Origin of the sequence: Accumulibacter sp. (genome assembly GCF_016789985.1) — a bacterium.
In the GTDB taxonomy this organism is placed as follows: domain Bacteria; phylum Pseudomonadota; class Gammaproteobacteria; order Burkholderiales; family Rhodocyclaceae; genus Accumulibacter.
Map to the genome: position 1 here is coordinate 1 of NZ_JAEUOL010000271.1, position 20,210 is coordinate 20,210.

General features: G+C 64.4%; 15 protein-coding genes and 1 pseudogene. 12 read left to right on the forward strand and 4 right to left on the reverse strand.

What is annotated here, in order from left to right; all coding sequences use genetic code 11:
- Together JNK99_RS15235 and JNK99_RS15240 are read left to right on the forward strand one after the other, a co-directional pair.
- Positions 1–314 (forward strand): DUF2802 domain-containing protein (locus JNK99_RS15235; RefSeq protein WP_291854538.1); only part of this gene is annotated, 314 nt, incomplete at its 5' end.
- A 76-nt stretch (positions 315–390) separates the two neighbouring features.
- Positions 391–1,026, forward strand: coding sequence for a hypothetical protein (locus JNK99_RS15240; RefSeq protein WP_291854540.1), 636 nt, complete (start codon positions 391–393; stop codon positions 1,024–1,026).
- Positions 1,027–1,030: 4 nt separating this feature from the next.
- On the opposite strand, the gene JNK99_RS15245 is transcribed toward JNK99_RS15240, so the two are convergent.
- Positions 1,031–1,372, reverse strand: a complete 342-nt coding sequence (locus tag JNK99_RS15245; RefSeq protein ID WP_291854542.1) for a tetratricopeptide repeat protein — start codon at positions 1,370–1,372, stop codon at positions 1,031–1,033.
- 118 nt (positions 1,373–1,490) lie between these two features.
- Positions 1,491–2,882, reverse strand: coding sequence for an outer membrane protein transport protein (locus JNK99_RS15250; RefSeq protein ID WP_291854544.1), 1,392 nt, complete (start codon positions 2,880–2,882; stop codon positions 1,491–1,493).
- A gap of 262 nt (positions 2,883–3,144) precedes the next feature.
- Here JNK99_RS15250 and JNK99_RS15255 point away from each other — a divergent pair, with 262 nt between their 5' ends.
- Together JNK99_RS15255 and recG are read left to right on the forward strand one after the other, a co-directional pair.
- Positions 3,145–3,528: a RidA family protein gene (locus JNK99_RS15255; protein WP_291854546.1), complete on the forward strand. Its 384-nt coding sequence runs from the start codon at positions 3,145–3,147 to the stop codon at positions 3,526–3,528.
- On the forward strand, positions 3,528–5,573 hold the full coding sequence (gene recG, locus JNK99_RS15260; protein WP_291854548.1) for an ATP-dependent DNA helicase RecG: 2,046 nt from the start codon (positions 3,528–3,530) through the stop codon (positions 5,571–5,573). Before JNK99_RS15255 ends, recG begins: the two co-directional genes overlap by 1 nt.
- A 32-nt stretch (positions 5,574–5,605) precedes the next feature.
- On the opposite strand, the gene JNK99_RS15265 is transcribed toward recG, so the two are convergent.
- Positions 5,606–7,246, reverse strand: a complete 1,641-nt coding sequence (locus tag JNK99_RS15265) for a methyl-accepting chemotaxis protein (protein ID WP_291854550.1) — start codon at positions 7,244–7,246, stop codon at positions 5,606–5,608.
- A gap of 1,225 nt (positions 7,247–8,471) precedes the next feature.
- Positions 8,472–8,726, reverse strand: a pseudogene (locus tag JNK99_RS15275) (IS21 family transposase); the annotation flags it as partial.
- A gap of 349 nt (positions 8,727–9,075) precedes the next feature.
- Between JNK99_RS15275 and JNK99_RS15280 the strand changes: the two are divergent.
- From JNK99_RS15280 to JNK99_RS15315, 8 genes are all read left to right on the forward strand, one after another.
- A complete protein-coding gene (locus JNK99_RS15280) occupies positions 9,076–9,387 on the forward strand; it encodes a metalloregulator ArsR/SmtB family transcription factor (RefSeq protein ID WP_291854606.1) in 312 nt (103 codons plus the stop codon).
- The gene (locus tag JNK99_RS15285) at positions 9,387–10,658 is read left to right on the forward strand and encodes an amidohydrolase family protein (RefSeq protein WP_291854552.1); all 1,272 of its coding nucleotides are present in this window, start codon (positions 9,387–9,389) and stop codon (positions 10,656–10,658) included. The genes JNK99_RS15280 and JNK99_RS15285 overlap by 1 nt, the downstream gene beginning before the upstream one ends.
- The gene (locus JNK99_RS15290) at positions 10,655–12,535 is read left to right on the forward strand and encodes an MFS transporter (protein WP_291854554.1); all 1,881 of its coding nucleotides are present in this window, start codon (positions 10,655–10,657) and stop codon (positions 12,533–12,535) included. Before JNK99_RS15285 ends, JNK99_RS15290 begins: the two co-directional genes overlap by 4 nt.
- 10 nt (positions 12,536–12,545) lie before the next feature.
- Complete coding sequence (gene ubiA / locus JNK99_RS15295; protein WP_291854556.1) at positions 12,546–13,442, forward strand: 4-hydroxybenzoate octaprenyltransferase; 897 nt, start codon at positions 12,546–12,548, stop codon at positions 13,440–13,442.
- Positions 13,439–13,870, forward strand: coding sequence for a cytochrome C (locus tag JNK99_RS15300; RefSeq protein ID WP_291854557.1), 432 nt, complete (start codon positions 13,439–13,441; stop codon positions 13,868–13,870). Before ubiA ends, JNK99_RS15300 begins: the two co-directional genes overlap by 4 nt.
- Positions 13,871–13,887: 17 nt before the next feature.
- A complete protein-coding gene (ubiD, locus tag JNK99_RS15305; RefSeq protein ID WP_291854562.1) occupies positions 13,888–15,351 on the forward strand; it encodes a 4-hydroxy-3-polyprenylbenzoate decarboxylase in 1,464 nt (487 codons plus the stop codon).
- A gap of 73 nt (positions 15,352–15,424) precedes the next feature.
- Positions 15,425–15,823 (forward strand): hypothetical protein, encoded by a 399-nt coding sequence (locus tag JNK99_RS15310; protein WP_291854565.1) that lies wholly within the window; start codon positions 15,425–15,427, stop codon positions 15,821–15,823.
- 132 nt (positions 15,824–15,955) lie between these two features.
- Complete coding sequence (locus tag JNK99_RS15315; protein ID WP_291854567.1) at positions 15,956–20,185, forward strand: EAL domain-containing protein; 4,230 nt, start codon at positions 15,956–15,958, stop codon at positions 20,183–20,185.
- Positions 20,186–20,210 lie beyond the last annotated feature (25 nt).

Here is a 20,210-nt window from a genome sequence, read left to right on the forward strand (position 1 = left end):
CCGGTTTTCCCTGGAACGAGCCGCCAGCGGAGCTTCCTGGCCAGGCGGTGATCGATGTCCTGCAACGCGAGGTTTATCAGTTGCGCTGCGAGGTGGACGAGTTGCGCACCGAGGTGCTCGCCGCGCGCGAGGATTGGCGACGCCAGTCGTCGGCGCAAGGGGCGGCACCGGGTGCTTCGCCGCTGTACAACGATGCGATGCAGATGGCGATGCAGGGCCATGATGCGACCGCCATTGCGCATCGCTGCGGCATTGCCCGCGCCGAGGCAGATCTGGTGGTGGCGCTGGCGCGCAACCGCCGTGCCACCCTTTAGGGCAGGGGCGGAGCGTCAGAGGGTTTTTCGACGGCGCACCGGCAGACCGCCAGGTGGCAGCGACCAGGAAACGCCGGTGGTCGGTGTCGCGTCGGCCGTCATCGAACGTCAGTTGCGTCGGCGCCTCGGTCTTGCCGGTTTGCTGCTGGTGCTCCTGCTGGGCGCGCTGCCGCTGGTCGATTCCCTGCTGCCGTCCGATGATCCGGTCAACACGAGTACGCTGTTTACCGAACCCGTTCCGGTGCGGAGGAAGGACCTGGCGCCGGCTGCACCAGCCGTCGCACCGTCAGTCGAGGCGCCGGCGATCGTCGCGGCCGGCGCTGAAACGACGACCGGGAAGCACGTGGCGCCGCCGCTGACCACCGCCGAACCGCAGGCCAGCGGGGCGGCCATCGAACCATCGCCGGCGGCGCCCGCCACCCCGCCGGGCGGCGAGCCGGCGGTCATCCCGCCGGCGACCAGTGGACCAGCGGCCACCGCCACAGCCAGACCGCTGGCGGGGCCTGTTCTGCAATCCGCCGTGCTGCCCGACCTGCGGCGCGCCGAAGAAGCGCAGGCCAGGCTGGCGCAGGCGGGTATTCCGGCAAGCATCGAGCTGCGTCTGCAGGCCGGTCCGTTCAAGACCCGTGTTGAGGCCGAGGCCGCTCGCCGGGAAATGCAGAAGCACGGTGTCGAAACCGTGATCTTGCCGGCCAGGGGTGCGAAACAGTAGTCCTTCAGTCGCCGGCGGTCGGCATTTGGCGACGCAGGCGCCGGGCAAATACGGTCATCTCGCGGGCCGCCTGAATGTCGCCGCGCGCTTCGGCAACCAGGATCCCCTGCTCGTACGCCGCGAGCGCTTCGCCCGGGCGGCCGCTTTCGTGTAGTGCCCTGCCGAGCGACTTCCAGGCAGCCGAGTAGCGCGCGTCCTGTTCGACGGCTGTTCGCAGGTGGGCTACCGCCTGTTCGGGGTTGCCCGCCTTGAGATGCTCGTTGCCCAGCGAGTAGCGCAGCAGCGCACCGTCGCGCGGGCCACCGAGCAGTTTTTCGAGGTTGCTGATCAGTGCGTTGGTCGCCATCGCTTTGGGCTGTCCGGCAAGGTCCGAAGTGGGAGGGGGCAAGGATCTGCTCGGGAGGGCAGATCCCGCAGGCGAAAAAAAACCGCGACGGCCTGCACCGTCGCGGTTGCCGGAACGACTAAAAGCTGTAGCTGCCCTGTACGGCAAGAATGTTGACATTGTTGCTGTAGTTGCCCTTGAGCCAGCCGTAGGCCGCCACGTTGGCCGCTTGCGTGGCGTTTACGCCACCACTGTCGCTGATCGAGGAATCCTTGACCCAGATGTAGCTGTAACCGATATCGAGGACCAAGTCCTTGGTCGGCTTGTATTGCGCGCCGAGTGCCAGCCAGGTGCGGTCGTTGTCAGGCAGGCGCGGCGTGCGGAACTCCGAGTCGTGTACCGGAGACTGGTCGTAGGCAACCCCGGCACGGAACTTCCACTGATCATTGAATTGATAGGCACCGCCCAGTGCCACCCGCCAGGTATTGCGCCAGTTTTCCTCGGTGCTGGAAAGGGTGCGGCCGTCAGCCGCCCCGTCGGTGCGCACGAAGGTGAGATCCTGGATCTTTGCCCAGCCGGTCCATGAAATGTCGCCCATCATCTCCCAGCGGTCGCTGAGTCGCTGCCAGACGCTGAGGATGGCCGTGTCCGGCAGTTTGATGTCGGCTTCGACATTGCCGTTGTACAGGCCTGCGGCGAGCGCTGCGTTGGCGCGGGCGTTCAGTGCCGGCGGCAGGGTGGTGACCGTCGGGCGGTCGAACTTCACGTCACCGGTGACCTTGTACTTGATCGCCGAGCGATACGACAGGCCGACCCGGGTGGCCGGTGAGGGCTGGAACATGACGCCCAGGTTGTAGCCCCAGCCCCAGTCGTCGCCTTCGATCTTGCCGTAACCCTCGAGGTTACGCAGGGCGCCCGCCGGGCCGCACAAGGCCGGAGCGCCGAGCCCGGCACACAGGGCACCGCTGGCGTTGACGTTGTTGCTGAAGGTGCCGTCGAGCTTCTGGGCGCTGATCCCGAAGCCCAGAGCCCACATCTCGTTCGGCTTGAACGAGATCGACGGGTTGATGTTCATGGTCTTGACATCCGACTTGATGGCGCGGAAGCGGCCAACCCAGTCGTCGTCATACTCGGTCGCCAGACCGAAGGGACCATTGATGCCGAGGCCGATGCTGATCTGATCGTTGATCGGCATCGCAAAATACAGGCTCGGGACATAAGCCCAACTGCCGGCGTCGCCACCATTGCCGGCGGTGCCGTAGATCCCCGCCGGGTTGACCGACCCGTCGTTGCTGAACTTGGCCGAAGGCCTGACGGCATTCAGTGCGCCGACCACCTGCATTTTTCCTTTCGGCAGATAGGCCATCCCCGCCGGGTTCCAGAAGATGGTGCTGGCATCTTCCGCCACCGCCGCCGATCCAGCGTAGGCGACACCGAGACCGCTGGCGTTCTGCTCCATCAACTGGAAGCCCGAGGCGCCGGCGTAACCGGACAAGGAAGCGGCAATCAGCGCCGGTATCGTGCGAACCATTAAAGTCCTTCTGTTCAACATTTCCGCGTCTCCCCCAAGAAAAAATATTGACGGCCATATCGATGAAACGGCGAGTTCCACGTGCACCGGTCGCATGATTCTACACTCGAACTTGGAGAGATGTTTCAACTGGTTACCACAGATGTTGCATGAATGCAACAGACGCGAGAAGGCGATTGCCGTTGCTCGCGATGATGGTGCCGGCCATGCTTGCGGTTTAATATCTCCCCTTTCAACCCGACAGCTTGTGGAGAACAGTACCATGACCAGAACCATCATTTCGACACCGCATGCGCCGGCCGCCATCGGCACCTATTCGCAAGCGGTCAAGGTTGGCGCAACGGTCTATCTTTCGGGGCAGATCGGCCTTGAGCCGGCCAGCATGAAGCTGGTCGACGGCATCGACGCGCAGATCGTTCGCGTGTTCGACAATCTCAAGGCAGTTGCCGAAGCCGCCGGCGGCTCGCTGGCCGATGTCGTCAAGCTCAACGTCTACCTCACCGACCTGGTTCACTTCACGACGGTGAACGAGGTCATGGGCTGCTATTTCTCCGAACCGTTCCCGGCCCGTGCTGCGGTTGGCGTGGCTTCGCTGCCGCGCGGCGCGCTGGTCGAGGCGGATGCCATCATGGTGCTCGGGGGCTGATGCCGGGCCAGAATGCGATCGAGGCGCCGCCGGCCATCCGGAGCCGGTTGCGCAAGCTGGGTCTGGAACGACGCGAAGATCTCATCCTGCATCTTCCCTTGCGTTACGACGACGAGACGCGCGTCATTGGAGTCGCGCAGGCTCGGCCCGGCGTGCCGGTACAGATCGAGGCGCAGGTGCTCGCCGTTTCGCTCAGACTGGCGCCGCGACGACAACTGGTGGTCCGGGTCGGTGATGCGAGCGGAGGGGTGCTCGAGCTGCGTTTCCTGAGTTTCTACGCCAGCCAGCAGCGGGCGCTCGAAGCGGCGTGCAGCGAAGGGCACAGGCTGCGCATCTTCGGCGAGATTCGTCCAGGCTTGCAGGGTGCGGAGATGGTCCACCCGCGTTACCGGGTTCTGACCGGCGATGAACCGCTGCCGCGGTCGCTGACCCCGGTCTATCCGACCACGGCTGGCCTCAGCCAGGGCGTCCTGCGCAAGCTGATCGCCCAGGAACTGGGCGAGGCCGATCTCGGCGAACTGCTCGACGCCGACTGGTGCAGCGCGCACGCCTTTCCCACACTGGGCACGGCGCTGATGCTGCTGCATGCACCGCCGCCGGAGGTGCCGGAAGCCGCCCTGCAAAGCCGCAGCCACCCCGCCTGGCGACGCATCAAGTTCGACGAGTTGCTGGCGCAGCAGCTCTCCTTGCGCCACGTCTACCTGGCCCGGCGGCGTCACGGGGCGCCGCGCCTGCACGTCGCAGGAAGGCTGACCCGCACTCTCGAAGCCTCGCTACCCTTCGCCCTGACGCGTGCGCAGCGGCGGGTGGCGGCCGAAATTGCCGCCGATCTCGATCAGTCCAGCCCGATGCAGCGTCTGCTGCAGGGCGATGTCGGCTGCGGCAAGACGATCGTTGCCGCACTGGCGGCCTGTCAGGCGATCGAGGCCGGGTACCAAGCGGCGTTCATGGCACCGACCGAGATTCTCGCCGAACAGCATTTCCTCAAATTCTCGGCCTGGCTCGAACCGCTGGGAATCGAGATGGTGTGGCTGGCCGGCAGTCTGGGCAGGAAGCTCAGGCGGGCGAAACAGCAGCAGGCGGCGACCACCGCGCAACTGATCGTCGGCACGCACGCCCTGATCCAGGAAAACGTGGACTTCGCCCGTCTCGGGCTGGTCATCGTTGACGAGCAACACCGCTTCGGTGTCCGCCAGCGGCTCGATCTGCAGCGCAAGGGGGCCAACCCGCACCAGTTGATGATGTCGGCGACGCCGATTCCGCGCACCCTGGCGATGAGCTATTACGCTGATCTGGACATTTCGTTGATCGACGAGCTGCCGCCGGGTCGCTCACCGGTCAGAACCCGGCTCTTCTCCGATGCACGGCGCGATGAGGTGATCGCCGGGGTGCGCGCCGTGGTCGCTGCGGGACGCCAGGTGTACTGGGTCTGCCCCTTGATCGAGGAGTCCGCCAAGCTCGACCTGCAGGCAGCATTCGACACCCATGCCGCACTGAGTGCCGAACTCGCCGGGCTGCGCATCGGCCTGGTACATGGTCGTCTCCGCGGCGAGCAGAAAGCAGCCGTGATGGCCGCCTTTGTCGCCGGCGAGATCGACGTGCTGGTCGCGACGACGGTCATCGAAGTGGGGGTCGACGTCGCCAACGCCAGCCTGATGGTGATCGAACATGCCGAGCGCTTCGGCCTCGCCCAGCTCCACCAGCTACGCGGCCGCGTCGGCCGTGGCGTCCATGATTCGCTCTGCGTCCTGCTCTACCAGTCACCGTTGTCGGCCACGGCGCGGGCACGCCTGAAGATCATCTTCGAGTACACCGATGGTTTCGAGATCGCCCGCCAGGACCTGCACCTGCGTGGTCCTGGCGAGTTCGTCGGCAGCCGCCAGTCGGGCGTGCCGCTGTTGCGCTACGCTGATCTCGAAAGCGATGCCGACCTCGTCGAGCTGGCGCAGGCGATGGCGGCGCAGTTGCTGCGCAGCGCTCCCGAGCGCGCGACTCGCCACCTGCAGCGCTGGCTGGGCAATCGGGAGGAACTGCTCAAGGCCTGAAGTCGCTGCTTCCGCAAGCCCCTGACAGCCAGTCAGCCGACACGGAAACTGGCGACAGCCGAGCGCAACTGGCCAGCCAGACCATTGAGCTCGGCAGCGGCGGCGGCATTGGCCTGCGTGCTGGCGCTGGTTTCCTCGGTCATCGAGGCGATCTTCTGTATGTGTCGCGCGATGTCGTCGGTGACTGCGGCCTGCTCGCGCGTCGTCTTTGCCACTTCCTGCACGCACTGGCTCGATTCGAGTGCCTGACGGTGGCCGGCGTCGAGCATGCTGCCGGCTTCGCGTGCCCGTTCGACGCTGCGCGCCACCTGTGGGACCGCTTCCTCCATCGCACCGACCACCATTTCGGTGTCCGCCTGCACGCTGGCAACCACCGCGCCGATTTCGCTCGTCGCCTTGCTCGTCCGTTCGGCTAGCTTGCGCACTTCGTCGGCCACCACCGCGAAACCGCGCCCCTGTTCGCCGGCGCGCGCCGCCTCGATCGCAGCATTGAGCGCCAGCAGGTTGGTCTGTTCGGCGATCTCCTTGATCACGCCGGCGATCCCGCCGATTTCCCGCGAGCGGGTTGCCAACTGCTGGATCTGTCCCGACGAACGCGCGACGATGGCCGAAACCTTCTCGATTTCGCTGGCCGACTCGCTGAGCAGCACCCGGCTTTGCTCGACACAGTTGGCTGCGGCATGGGATCTGTCAACGGTGGCGCGGGCATTCTGTGCCACCTCGTTGATGCTCACCATCAGTTCTTCGATCGAGGCTGCGGTGGCTGATGTCGAGTCCACCTGTTCTTCGGCAGCACGACGGATCTCGCCGGTCGCCACGGAAATCTCGTTCGCCCGGTTGGTCAGCGTGGCCGCCAGACGGTCGATTTCGGCGATCATGCTGCGCAGACGATCCTGCATCTGAGCCATCGAATGAACCAGGCTGCCGCCGATCATGCCCCTGCTTTGTACCGCCTGTGCCAGATCGCCGGCCGCGATGCGTAGAGCGATGGCCGAGGCAGCGGCTGGCTCGCCGCCCAGTTGTCGCAGTACGCTGCGGCCGATCAACCAGGCAACGATTGCCAGGAAGGCGATGACCAGCGCGATGATGAGCAGAAAATTGATCGCCTGGCTGTGGAAGGCGCGATCCACATCGTCGAGATAGAGGCCGGTTCCGTAAACCCATCCCCAGGGTTTGAAGGCGGCGGCATAACTGATCTTGGCAACCGGCTTGTCACTGCCCGGCTTGGCAAAGGCGTAGTCAAACACGCCGCCGCGCTCATTGCCGAGCGCGGTGCGTACCAGTTCCTGAATGATCAGCTTGCCGTTCGGGTCGCGCATCTCGGCGCCGCTTTTTCCTTCCAGTGCGGGTTTGGCCGGATGCATCACGAAGTTGTGCTGCGTGTCGAGGACGAAAAAGTACTCCCCTTCGCCGTAGCGCATGCGGCGCAGGGTCTCGGCGGCCTGCTTGCGTGCCTCTTCGTCACTCAGCGCGCCATTCTGGCTGAGGTCGTGGAAGTGGGCAATCACGCCGCCGGCCGTTTCGACCAGAAGCTGAGTTCTTTCCTGCCGGTCCTGCAGCATGGTGCGGCGCAGCCCGTCGAGTGCTCCGCCGCCGAGCAGGGCAAGACCGAGTACGGCAACCGCCGCGAGCACGACCAGGCGTGTCTTGATTCCCCATTCCGCGAGTTTCATATACGTTCTCCAGATAAGCGGCGTCTTTGCGCGCGGGATGCCAGGCGCGGTCGTGGTCGCCGGCAGACGATGCCATTTCGATGCTGCTTGCCGGCTACCACGTGAGTCCGCCACGCTGGCGGCTGGTGTTTGCGGGCCGGCCGCCGGTTGTTGCCGATCATCGTGTACCGGCGAATCGCTCTCACCGCACCCCCCAACCGCTTGCGCTCAAGCCGGGCCAGCCGGCAATCGGCCGCCGGGTGATGCGTCCTTTCCATCCGCGTGGTCCAGGTGAACCATGACCAGCGTGCTCAAATCCGCAGCGCCCGGGTCAGTGAGCCAACTTCATCGGCCGGACCGGCCCTGCGACTGGAGTACGTCTCCTCGCCGGCCAGTCGCAGTGTTGCCGAGCGTCGCCGGTTACCTTGTCAGGAAATCGCCGCCACACACCTGACTGGTCTCGATCACCGCGCGGTACGGAGGACAGTTCCTTGAGCACTGCGTGCCCGATTTCGGCCTCGCTGGTGTCTCTACAGGCGGAGCAATCCTCGTTGCGCCAGCCTCGGCGATCGCCTGAGCACTCAAGCATACAGAAAAACCCGGCTCATGCACGATAGCGGGGAATATCGCCGTTTCCGGAGCGAGATGCGTGACCCGGCGGTGCGGCACCCTTGGCAGGGTGACGACGTGGGCATGAGGTTCTCATGATTGCACGACGGCGCGTGGTCTTTGTGGGTCGTGGGGTGGGCCCGTTGATCCTTGATGACCCTGGTGAATCGCGAGGCCAGAGCGCGCAACGCAAACTGCATCACGGTGTGCCCGCCCCGGGAGTCGGGTGGCCATTTTCCATCCGAAGTCCCGACTTGCATGGTGTGCGTGCGCCGTTCAGCAGCGGTCGACCGTGCCACGCTTGATCGCTTCCTCTGGCATGCCGAAAACAACGCACCAAGCATCGTCCCGGGCGGTTGTCACGGCGCCGGACAGGATCGCGGCGGCCGTCAGCAGCGGCCGGTTGCGGGGCATCGACGCGTGCGCCAGAGCACTCGGCTTCATGCCCGGAGGTGTCGCAGCCGAGCTCGGACGTTGGCGCGCGCGGCACTGCGCACCGCGGCGGCGATGTCCGTTCGAAGAGTCTTCGAGGAAAACGGTACGCGCCTGGGCCGTCTGGTGGCCGCGGCAATCTTCACGGGGGCCGGAAAGATCGGTGGCATCTGATCCGGCCGTGGTGGCAAAAACCGACAACTTCTTGCCCGGCGATCTCCCGGTAGGGCACGTTTGCCGGGAGCCATGACGGATGTGCTGCCTCTTGCCACGCGGAGGTTTTTCGTAAGGGCGTAACTTCGTCAAACGCTTCTTTGGCCGCTCGTATGCCGACTTCCTGCACGCAGCCAAGTGGCTACGCACCGTGTACCGCGCAACCCCCCGTCGTCGCTATCCGCCGCAGGCTGAATCCATGCTTCCGCAAGACCTCAATTTCCCCATAGGCCTCATGCGAGATCACCGGTGCCTGAAATCCGCCGATCTTCTCGACTCGGTGTATCAACTTTCAACCGCTGGCTTGTGTCAATTTGCATCTGCTGCTGACACGCCCCGGTTCTCCGGGTGACCGCCACCTCCCGACTGGAATAATTACTGCACATCGATCATTGTCTGCTCCCTTGCATCGGACCCGCCCGGCAGGCAGCCTCGTTGCCAACGGCGGACGATAAGCGTGATGTCCACCGGTGATCATGAAGCCGGTTGACATTCTCGGGCAGGATGCACGATCTGGCTTGACTTGAATGTCGATATGACTACACTAGTCGATATGTTTCTGGATTTTCCTGGTGCTTCTTGGGCGAGGGCAGGCCATGCGGGGTGATTACGGGCGAATGATGCCGCAGGAGTGGCGGTCGATGTCCAGGGTTTTTGCTGCGCTTGGCGATCAGCACCGACAGCGAATTCTGCTGCTTTTCGAGCCCGGCGAGCGTCTCAATGTTGGCCAGATCGCTGAAGTGTCCACGCTGGCCCGGTCGACGGTGTCGCATCATCTGAAGACCTTGCGCGATGCCGAAGTCTTGCTCTCCGAGAAGCTCGGCAAGGAGGTCTATTTCTGGATCAACAAGTCGTTTCTCGAACAATCCTTGCGCAATGTGTTGTCCTATGTCGAGGAGTCCACCTGATGGCACGCGTGGTAGGGCAGGGAGCGGGGAGGAAACCGCACCGGCGCAGCTTTCTGGTGGCTGGCATGGTGGCTGGTGGCGTCGTTCTTTCGGGAGTCGTCACCAAACATCGCGGGGCGCTGTTCAACAACTGCCGGGCATCGCTGCCACAGGGTGGCGGAATCGAACGACTGGTCCACTCGGCCTGGGCCGGGATCGACCCGGCGCAGTTTCTCGACTGTCATGTACACCTGGTGGGTACTGGCGATTCGGGTAGCGGCATCGAGGTGAATCCACAGATGGAGAGCCTCTTCCACCCGTTGCAATACACACAACGCCTGTTCTATCTCAACGCCGGCTGCGTGCATGACGCGCCAGGGCGGGTCGACGAGAGTTACGTCGAGCGCATGCAGAATCTGGTCGACGGGCTGGCGCCGGGTGCCCGGTTGCTGTTGTTCGCTTTCGACCGCTTTCACGATACGACCGGGCGGGCCGACCCCGCGCTCACTTCATTCTATACGCCGAACGCCTATGCTCGGCAGATTGCCGCCCGTCACCCGCAGTACTTTGCCTGGGCGGCATCGATTCACCCCTACCGGGCCGACTGCGTCGAGCAGCTTGCCGCCGCGGTCGAGGGCGGCGCGCTGGCGGTCAAATGGCTGCCGCCGGCGATGGGCATTGATCCGTCGTCAGCGCAGTGCGATCGCTTTTATACGGCGCTGGCCGCCCATGGTCTGCCGCTGATCAGCCACGCCGGCGAAGAGAAGGCGGTGCGTGGCAGTGACCGGCAGGCCTTCGGCAACCCCTTGTTGCTGCGGCGCGCGCTCGATCATGGTGTGCGCGTGGTGGTGGCGCATTGTGCCTCGCTCGGCGAGGCCGTCGATCTGGACCGCGGAGCGAACGGTCCGCAGCTTCCCTGCTTCGCTCTGTTTTCCCGCATGATGGGCGAAGCGCGTTATGAGAAACTGCTTTATGCCGATATCTCGGCCCTGACCCAAAGGAACCGCAGCATCGCGGTCCTGCAGACCCTGCTCGAGCGGGGTGAATGGCAGGCGCGCCTGCTCAACGGCTCCGATTACCCGCTGCCGGGAATCGTGCCGCTGATCCTGCCCGACGAGTTTGCCGCGCACGGCATGCTGGCACCGACGGCAGTGCCACTGCTCGAGGCGATCCGGCAGCATAATCCGCTGCTCTTCGATTTCGTACTCAAGCGGCACCTGGCGTGGCGCGGGCATCGCTTTCCCCCGGCGATCTTCGAGACCCGAAGCTTCTTTGAAAGGAAGAATGCATGAGTTCCCAGTTTGGTCTGCTCAAGGTCCGTCGCTTCGCACCCTTTTTCGGGACACAGTTCCTTGGTGCCTTCAACGACAACCTGTTCAAGAATGCGCTGATCGTGCTGCTCACCTTCCAGGCCGCGAAGTGGACGGCCATCGCGCCGGGCGTCCTGACCAATCTCGCGGCAGGCATCTTCATCCTGCCGTTCTTCCTGTTCTCGGCGACCGCCGGACAACTGGCCGACAAGTACGACAAGGCAAAGCTGGCTCGCCTGGTGAAGCTGCTCGAAATCCTCATCATGGCCGTCGCACTGGTCGGCTTCTCGCTGCACAGCCTGTCGGTCCTGCTCAGCGCGCTGTTTCTGCTCGGACTCCATTCGACGCTGTTCGGTCCGGTCAAGTATGCGATCCTGCCGCAGCACCTGCGCGAGGATGAGCTGGTCGGCGGCAATGCGCTGGTCGAGGCCGGCACCTTCGTCGCCATCCTGGTCGGCACACTGGCCGGTGGTCTGCTTGCCGGCGCAGCCGATCATCCCGTCTGGGTGGCTTATGCCGGCCTGGTCGTCGCACTGCTGGGCTACCTGTGCAGCCGCGGCATTCCGACGGCTCCACCGCCGGCGCCGGAACTGCAGGTCAGTCTCAATCCGTTGTCCGAAACCTGGCGTAACATTGGTTTTGCGCGCGAGAACCGTACGGTCTTCCTGTCGATTCTCGGCATCTCCTGGTTCTGGCTCTACGGAGCACTCTTTCTCGCACAGTTTCCGGCCTACGCCAAGGACGTGCTGGGGGGAAGCGAAACCTCGGTGACGCTTCTGCTGGCGGTGTTTACGATCGGCATCGGGCTGGGTTCGCTGCTTTGCGAGCGGCTTTCGGCGGGTCATGTCGAGATCGGTCTGGTGCCTTTCGGTTCGATCGGTCTGACGTTGTTCGGCATCGACCTGGCCTTTGCCTCGCCCACCCGGCTGCCTGCCGGGGTACCGCTGTCGCTGGGCGGCCTGCTCGCCCTGCACGAGACCTGGCGGGTGCTGTTCGATCTCTTCGCACTCGGGCTGTTCGGCGGTTTCTTCATCGTGCCGCTCTACGCCCTGATTCAACTGCGCAGCGCGCCCGAAATGCGGGCGCGCATCATCGCCGCCAACAACATCCTCAAGGCACTGTTCATGGTTGTCGGGTCGCTGGCAGCCGCCGGTCTGCTCGGCGACGGCCTGTCGATCCCCGCCCTGTTCGGTGTCGCGGCGGTGTGCAATGCGGCGGTCGCGGTCTACATCTACAGTCTGGTGCCCGAGTTCATGCTGCGCTTCATCGCCTGGCTGCTGATCCACTCGATTTACCGCCTGCGCCAGCAGGGGGCGGCAAACATTCCTGAGGAGGGGCCGGCGGTACTGATCTGCAACCACGTCAGTTTCGTCGATCCGCTGGTGATCGCCGCCGCCAGCCGTCGGCCGATCCGTTTCGTCATGGATTACCGGATCTACCGCACACCGTTGATCGGCTTCATCTTTCGCCACATGCATGCGATCCCGATTGCGCCGGCCCGAGAGGATGCGGCGATGCTGGAGGCGGCGTTCGAGGAGGTGGCGCGAGCCCTCGGGGCGGGCGAACTGGTGGCCATCTTCCCCGAGGGACGGATCACCGACAACGGCGAACTCTACCCCTTCCGGCCTGGGGTACAGCGCATCGTCGAGCGGACGCCGGTGCCGGTGATTCCGCTGGCGCTGCAGGGCCTGTGGGGCAGCTTTTTCAGCCGCAAGGACGGGCCGGCAATGAGCAAACCGCTGCGCCGTGGCCTGTTCTCGAAGATCGCGCTGACCGTGGGCAGGCCGGTGGCGCCGGAGGCGGCGACGCCGGAGCATCTGCAGGAGATCGTCACCGGGTTGCGGGGTGACTGGCGCTAGAATGAAGCCCATGGGAACTACGGGTGAGAGACTGCGCGAACGGATCGACCTCTATGAACGATTGATGCGCCTCGACAAGCCGATCGGCATCCTGCTCCTGCTCTGGCCGACACTTTGGGGCCTGTGGCTGTCGGCGCTGGGCCGGCCGGACTGGTTGGTGGTGTGGATCTTCGTGCTCGGGACGGTGCTGATGCGCTCGGCCGGTTGCGTGATCAACGATCTCGCCGACCGCAACTTCGATCCGCATGTGGCGCGCACCCGCGATCGGCCGCTGGCCGCCGGCCGGGTCTCGGTCAGGGAGGCCTTGCTGCTGTTTGCTGCCCTCGTCGGCTGTGCCTTCGTGCTGGTGCTGCCGCTGCGCAGCTGGCTGATGGTCGGTCTTTGCGCGGCGGCGCTGTTCCTTGCTGCGAGCTATCCTTTTACCAAGCGTTTTCTGGCGATTCCGCAAGCCTATCTCGGTGTTGCCTTCGGCTTCGGCATTCCACTGGCCTACGCTGCCCAGCTCGGCCGCGTGCCGGCGGAGGCCTGGTGGCTGCTGCTGGCCAATGTCTGCTGGGCGATTGCCTACGATACCGAATACGCGATGGTCGATCGGGCCGACGATCTGAAGATCGGCATCCGGACTTCGGCGATCACCTTTGGCCGGGCCGATGTGGCGGTGGTGATGCTCTGTTACGCACTGGCGCTTGGCCTGATCGGCGTGATCGGGCAGCAGTCCGGCCTTGGCGCCTGGTTCTACGGCGGGCTGGCGGTTGCTGCCGGCATCGCCGGCTATCATTACACGCTGATCCGCGAACGCGACCCGCAGCGCTGCTTCAAGGCCTTCCGGCACAACAACTGGCTGGGTGCCAGCGTTTTCGCCGGCATTGCCCTCGATTATCTTGCCACCGGAGGAATCAACGGATGAAGACTTGCCTGTTCGGCGCCCTGGCGCTGCTCTCGAGCGCCCTGCAGGCGACCGAAGACACCCGCCATCTGGTGCCGATGCCGCTTGCGGCAGAGGTCAATCTGCGCGCCGAGATGCGCGCCAGCCTGCTCGCCCTGAACGAGATTCTCGGCCTGGTGGCGGCCGGAAAACTCAAGGAAGCTGGCGAGATCGCGGAGCGGGAACTTGGCGTTTCGGCCATGGGCAAGCACCGCGGCCAGCCTTTCGACGCCCGTCCCGGACCGCACATGCCAGTGGCGATGCACGCGATCGGCATGGATGGCCACAAGGCGGCGAGCGATTTTGCGCGCATCGCGGCAAGCGGTGATCGGGAGAAGACGATCGCTGCGCTGCCCTCGCTGACCTCGGCCTGCGTCGCCTGCCACTATTCCTATCGCACTCGTCAGTAGCCGGAGATGCGCAGCCGATGAAGTATCATGACCTGCGCGATTTCATCGTGCAACTGGAGGGCTTGGGCGAGCTCAGGCGGATCAGCGTCGAGATCGATCCGCGCCTGGAGATGACCGAGATCTGCGATCGCGTGCTGCGCGCCGGCGGGCCGGCGTTGCTCTTCGAGAACCCGCGCGGGCACGCCATTCCGGTGCTGGCCAATCTGTTCGGAACGCCGCGGCGGGTGGCGCTGGGCATGGGGCAGGAGTCGGTAGTCGCCCTGCGCGAGGTCGGCAAGCTGCTCGCCTATCTCAAGGAACCCGAACCACCGAAAGGGCTCAAGGATGCCTGGGACAAACTGCCGGTGCTCCGGCAGGTGCTCAACATGGCGCCGCGCGTGCGTTCCTCGGCACCCTGCCAGGAAGTGGTCCGGGAGGGTGCCGAGGTCGATCTGGCGCGTCTGCCGATCCAGTTCTGCTGGCCGGGCGACGCGGCTCCACTGATCACCTGGGGGCTGACGGTGACGCGCGGACCGCACAAGACGCGCCAGAATCTCGGCATCTATCGACAACAGGTGCTCGGTCGGAACAAGGTGATCATGCGCTGGCTCGCGCACCGCGGTGGCGCGCTCGATTTTCGTGAGCACTGCCTGCAGCATCCTGGCCAGCCTTTCCCGCTGGCAGTGGCGTTGGGGGCGGATCCGGCGACCATTCTCGCTGCCGTGACACCGGTGCCTGACAGTCTCTCGGAGTATCAGTTTGCCGGTCTGCTGCGCGGTGCCAAGAGCGAAGTGGTGAAATGTCTGGGTTCCGATCTGCAGGTGCCGGCTTCGGCCGAGGTGGTTCTCGAAGGCTGCATCGATCCACAGGAAAGCGCGCTCGAAGGGCCCTACGGTGACCATACCGGCTACTATAACGAGCAGGCCCGCTTTCCGGTCTTCACCATCGAGCGCCTGACGATGCGTCGGCAACCGATCTACCACAGCACCTACACCGGCAAACCGCCCGATGAGCCGGCAATGCTCGGCGTCGCACTGAACGAAGTCTTCGTGCCGCTGTTGCAGAAGCAGTTTCCCGAGATCGTCGATTTCTACCTGCCGCCGGAGGGCTGTTCCTACCGCCTGGCGACGGTCAGCATCCGCAAGCAGTACCCGGGCCATGCCAAGCGTGTGATGTTCGGCATCTGGAGTTTCCTGCGCCAGTTCATGTACACCAAGTTCATCGTGGTGGTTGACGACGACGTCAACGTCCGCGACTGGAAGGAAGTGATCTGGGCGATGACCACGCGGGTCGATGCGGCGCGCGACACGCTGATTGCCGAGCAGACGCCGATCGACTATCTTGATTTTGCCAGCCCGGTGGCCGGTCTGGGCAGCAAGATGGGGATCGATGCGACCAACAAGTGGCCCGGCGAGACCAGCCGCGAGTGGGGCCGGCCGATCGTCATGGACCCGGCGGTGAAGCAACGGATCGATGTGCTGTGGACTGATCTGGGCCTGTGAACACCGCTCGGTTGGCCCGGCGGCGGGCTGTAGCCGGCTGGCGGTGCCCAGCCCCTGACTCTGGAGAATAAGGATGAGCCAAGAATCGATGCCTCGGTCGGACCTGGAAGGGGCGCGTGCCTGGTGCCACGTCATCTACGGGCTGCACGCGCTGGCCGTGGTGGTCGGGGTGACCGGCGCGGCCAGCGTGGCCGGTGCCTTTGTTTTCGGCGTGCCGTCGCTGATCGCCGTGGTGCTCAACTATCTGAAGCGCGGCGAGGTGATCGGCAGCTGGCTCGACAGCCACTATCGCTGGCAGATCCGGACCTTCTGGTTCACCCTGCTGTGGTTGCTGGTCTATGGCCTGCTGATCATCACGATTGTCGGCATACCGATCGCCTGGGTGCTGATCGTCATTCTCGGGGTTTGGGTGGCCTACCGCGTCATCCGCGGCTGGCTGGCCCTGGCCGACCGGCGGCCGGTCGGCGGCTGAAGCCTGTCCGGGGATCGGCGGTTCGGTCATCTGGCGGTCGGCAGGTCGGCGAAGCTGCGCGGTGTTCGCACCTGTGAAGTGCGTGGCTGATCGACTATCATCGGCCATTGATCGTCCTGATGATTGTCATTGATGCACTTCCTGCGTACGTGCTGCCTGCTGTCCCTGCTGTTCGCCTGGCTGCAGCCGCCGGCTTGTGTCGCTGCGGCCCCGGCGACTGCGGCACAAGCGCCGGAGCGGCTCCGGGTGGTGATCGACGACAATTACCCGCCCTACGTGTTTCGTGATGCCAGCGGCACGCTGACCGGTTATCTGGTCGATCTCTGGCGCTTGTGGGAGAGCAAGACCGGTGTCAAGGTCGATCTGCTGGCCAGCGACTGGGCAACGGCACAGCAGCGCATGGCCAGCCGGCGGGCTGAGGTGATCGACACTGTCTTCAGGACTCCCGAGCGCCAACGGACGCTCGACTTCTCACCACCCTATGAACCGGTTCCGGTGGCAATCTACACTCATTCCCGGGTCGGCGGGATTGTCGATCTGTCCACCCTGCGCGGTTTTCTTGTTGGCACCAAGGCCGGCGATGCCTGCATCGAGACACTTGCCAGTGCGGGCATCAGCAATGTCGAGCTTTTTGCCAGTTACGAAGAGCTGGTCCACGGGGCGATTGACGGCAAGGTTCGGGTGTTCTGTCTTGACGAACCGCCGGCCAACTATCTGCTTTACCGCTACCATGCCGAGCAAGTCTTCAACAAGGCCTTCACGCTGTATACCGGCGAGTTTCACCGGGCGGTCCACAAGGGTGATGCGGCGACGCTGGCCCTGCTGCAGCGGGGTTTTGCCAGCATCTCTGCAGACGAGGAGCACGGCCTGCGGCAGAAATGGATGGGCATTCCTTTTGTCCTCTCGCCTACGGCCCGTTATCTGGGTTATGCGCTTCTGCTCGGCGCGCTGCTTGGTGGTCTGCTCCTGATCTGGGTAATCACCTTGCGACGGGTTGTCCGGCAACGCACGGCAAAGCTTGAGGCGACACTCGACACGGTACCCGATCCGATGTTCGAGCTGGCGCTCGATGGCACTTACCATGAATGCCGTTCGCCGCGTACCGACCTGCTGGCCGCTCCGGCTGCTGTGCTGCTCGGCAAACGGGTGACCGATGTCCTTCCGCCGGCGGCAGCGGCCACTTGTCTGGTTGCCCTGCAGGAGGCCGCGGAGAGCGGTCACTCGGCTGGCCAGCAGTTTGAACTGCAGCTCCCGCGCGGCAACTTCTGGTTCGAGCTGTCGGTCGCCCGCAAGTCCGGCAAGCCGGGTGATGCGCCACGCTTCATCGTCCTGTCGCGCGACATCAGCGAACGCAAGCGCGCCGAAGCTCGCCTGCGCATGGCGATCGAGGCAACCCAACTGGTCTTCTGGGAGCTCGATCTGGTAGAAGATCGCATTCACTACGATGCAAGCATGCTGCAACTGTTGCGACTGGACCATGGCGAAGATCCGGCGAGTTCGAGTGCACTGATGGAACTGGTGCATCCCGACCATCGGGCGGCGCTTGTCCGGCGCTTCCAGGTGGCGATGGAGCCCGGCGATCAGGTCTTCAGTTTCGAGCATCAGATTGTCAACCGTAACGGCGAGTGCGTCTGGTTGTTGACGCGCGGGCGCGTCGCCCAGCGCGATCCTTCAGGGCGCGCGCTCCTGGCGGTTGGTACGGCAATGAACATCAGCGAACGCAAGCAGGCGGAGACGGCGCTGCTGCGGCGCAACGAGCAACTTGCGCTGATGTCCGGTGCCAGTCAGGAGATCAACAGCGAGCTCGACATTCCGGTCATCCTGCGCCAGCTCGTGGTTGCCGCACTGAAGATCACCGGGGCTGCCAGTGGCGCTGCCGCGCGCCTTTGCGGAGGGGAGATGGTGTTCAGCGAGTACCACCGGGCTGGCCAGTGGCTGCCGGTCGCCCACTCTTTCCCGGCGGGATATGGGGTGCCGGGACAGGTTCTGCGAACCAGGGCTGCATATCTCACCAACGACGCCGGGAGCGACCCGTATGTGATTGAGGAGGTCCGGCGGGCGATCGGTTTCGACAGCCTGCTCGACATGCCGATCATTGGCCGCCACGGCGATTTGCTCGGTTGCTTCGAAATCCACGACAAGCCCGGCGGATTTGACGAGGTCGATGTGCGTCTGCTGCAGGGTCTGGCGGCGAGCGCTGCGGTGGCTCTGGAAAACACCGCACTGCTCGCCGAGCGCCGGCAGGCCGAACAGGCGTTGCGGGAAAGTGAAGCCCTGAAGGCTTTGGTCCTTGCCAGTGCCGCCTGCGGCATCGTGGCGACCGATCCGGCAGGCCTGATCACGGTATTCAACCCGGGGGCCGAGACGATCTTTGGCTACCGCGCAGACGAGGTGATCGGTCAGGTGACGCCGGTCATCTTTCACGATCCCGACGAAGTGGCGGCGCTGGCCGAGACGTTAAGCGTCGCACTGGGTATCCGGGTGGCCAGCGGTTTCGATGCCCTGGTCATCAGGGCGCGCATCAGTGGCGAAGCCGACGAGCGGGAAACGACCTGCCTGCGCAAGGATGGACGGCGCATCACCGTTCGTCTGGCGGTGACCGTGATGCGTGATCAGCAGGGCGTGCTCGGCGGGTATCTGGGTACGGTCGTCGACATCAGCGCGCAGAAGCTCGCAACGGCACAGCTCGGTCTCGCCGCCAAGGTTTTCGAGCAGGGTGGCGAAGGCATCGCGATTACCGATGGCGCTTGCCGGATCGTCATGATCAACCAGGCGTTTACCCGGATCACCGGTTATGGTGAAGAGGATGCGCTCGGTCAGAATCCCAGCATGCTTGCCTCGGGTCGGCACGAAGCCGCCTTCTTCCGCCACATGTGGCAGACGATCAAGGCGCAGGGGCAGTGGCAGGGCGAGATCTGGAACCGGCGCAAGGACGGCAGCGTGTATCCGGAATGGCTGTCGATCAGCCGGGTCGAGCGGGATGGTGTGACGACCCATTACATCGGAACCTTCATCGACATCACCCAGCACAAGGAGGCGGAAGCCAGCATTCAGCGTCTGGCCCATTTTGATCCGCTGACCGCGCTGCCCAATCGCAGCCTGCTCGACGAGCGGGTCAGGCATGATCTCGCCCGTGCGCACCGTGGTCGCGAATCACTGGCGCTGATCTTCCTGGATCTCGACCGTTTCAAGAATGTCAATGATTCGCTGGGACACCGGGTGGGCGACGAACTGCTGGTTCAGGTGGCGCGGCGACTGAAGAGCACCGTACGCGATGAAGATACGGTTGCTCGACTGGGCGGTGACGAGTTCATCGTCGTCCTGCCCAACACCGACGCCGACGGTGCGGCGCACGTCGCGGCCAAGTTGCTGGAAGTCACGGTGCCGGCCTATCGCATCGAGCAGCACGAACTGACCTGCACCATGTCGGCCGGCATCGCCATGTACCCGACCGACGGCGACAGCTTCGAGAGTCTCTCGATGTGTGCCGATACCGCGATGTACCGCGCCAAACAGAACGGGCGCAATGCCTACTGTTTCTTCACTGCCGAGATGCAGGAGCGTTCGGCGCGCACCCTGCAGATCGAAAATGATCTGCGGCGCGCGCTCCAACACGGCCAGTTGCGTTTGCATTTCCAGCCACAGTTCGCGCTGGCCGATCGCCGACTGGTCGGCGCCGAGGCCCTGCTGCGCTGGCGGCATCCCGAACTGGGCATGGTTTCACCGGCTGAGTTCGTGCCGATCGCGGAGGAGTGCGGGCTCATCCTGCCGATCGGCGAATGGGTATTGCGTGCCGCGGTCCGTCAACTGCGCATATGGCAGCGCGCCGGTCTGCCGCCGATCAGCGTCGCGGTCAATCTCTCGGCGGTACAGTTCCGGCAGGCCAATCTGACCGAATCGGTGGCGCAGATCATCGCTCAAGAGGGGGTGCCGGCATGCTTCCTTGAGCTCGAACTGACTGAGAGCATCGCAATGGATCAGCCACTGGCAGCAATTGCCACGCTGGACAAGCTGCGTGCCCTGGGTGTCCGCATCTCGATCGACGATTTCGGTACCGGTTACTCGTCGATGAGTTACCTGAAGCGCTTCCGGGTAGACAAGCTCAAGATCGATCGCTCATTCGTCGCCGGCCTCGCGGTCGATCCGGACGACGAAGCGATCGTCGCGGCAACGATCAGTCTGGCACACAATCTTGGCCTGCAGATCATCGCCGAGGGAGTCGAGAACGAGGCACAGCTTGCTTTCCTGTGCGCCAGGGGCTGCGATCAGGCGCAGGGCTATTTGTTTGGCCAGCCGTTGGCGGCGGCGGATTTTGCGGTTTTCGTGCGGGACGTCGACCGCTTCGGCAAGACTCGGGGGTAATGGCGAATGGGCGTCCGTGGCATGC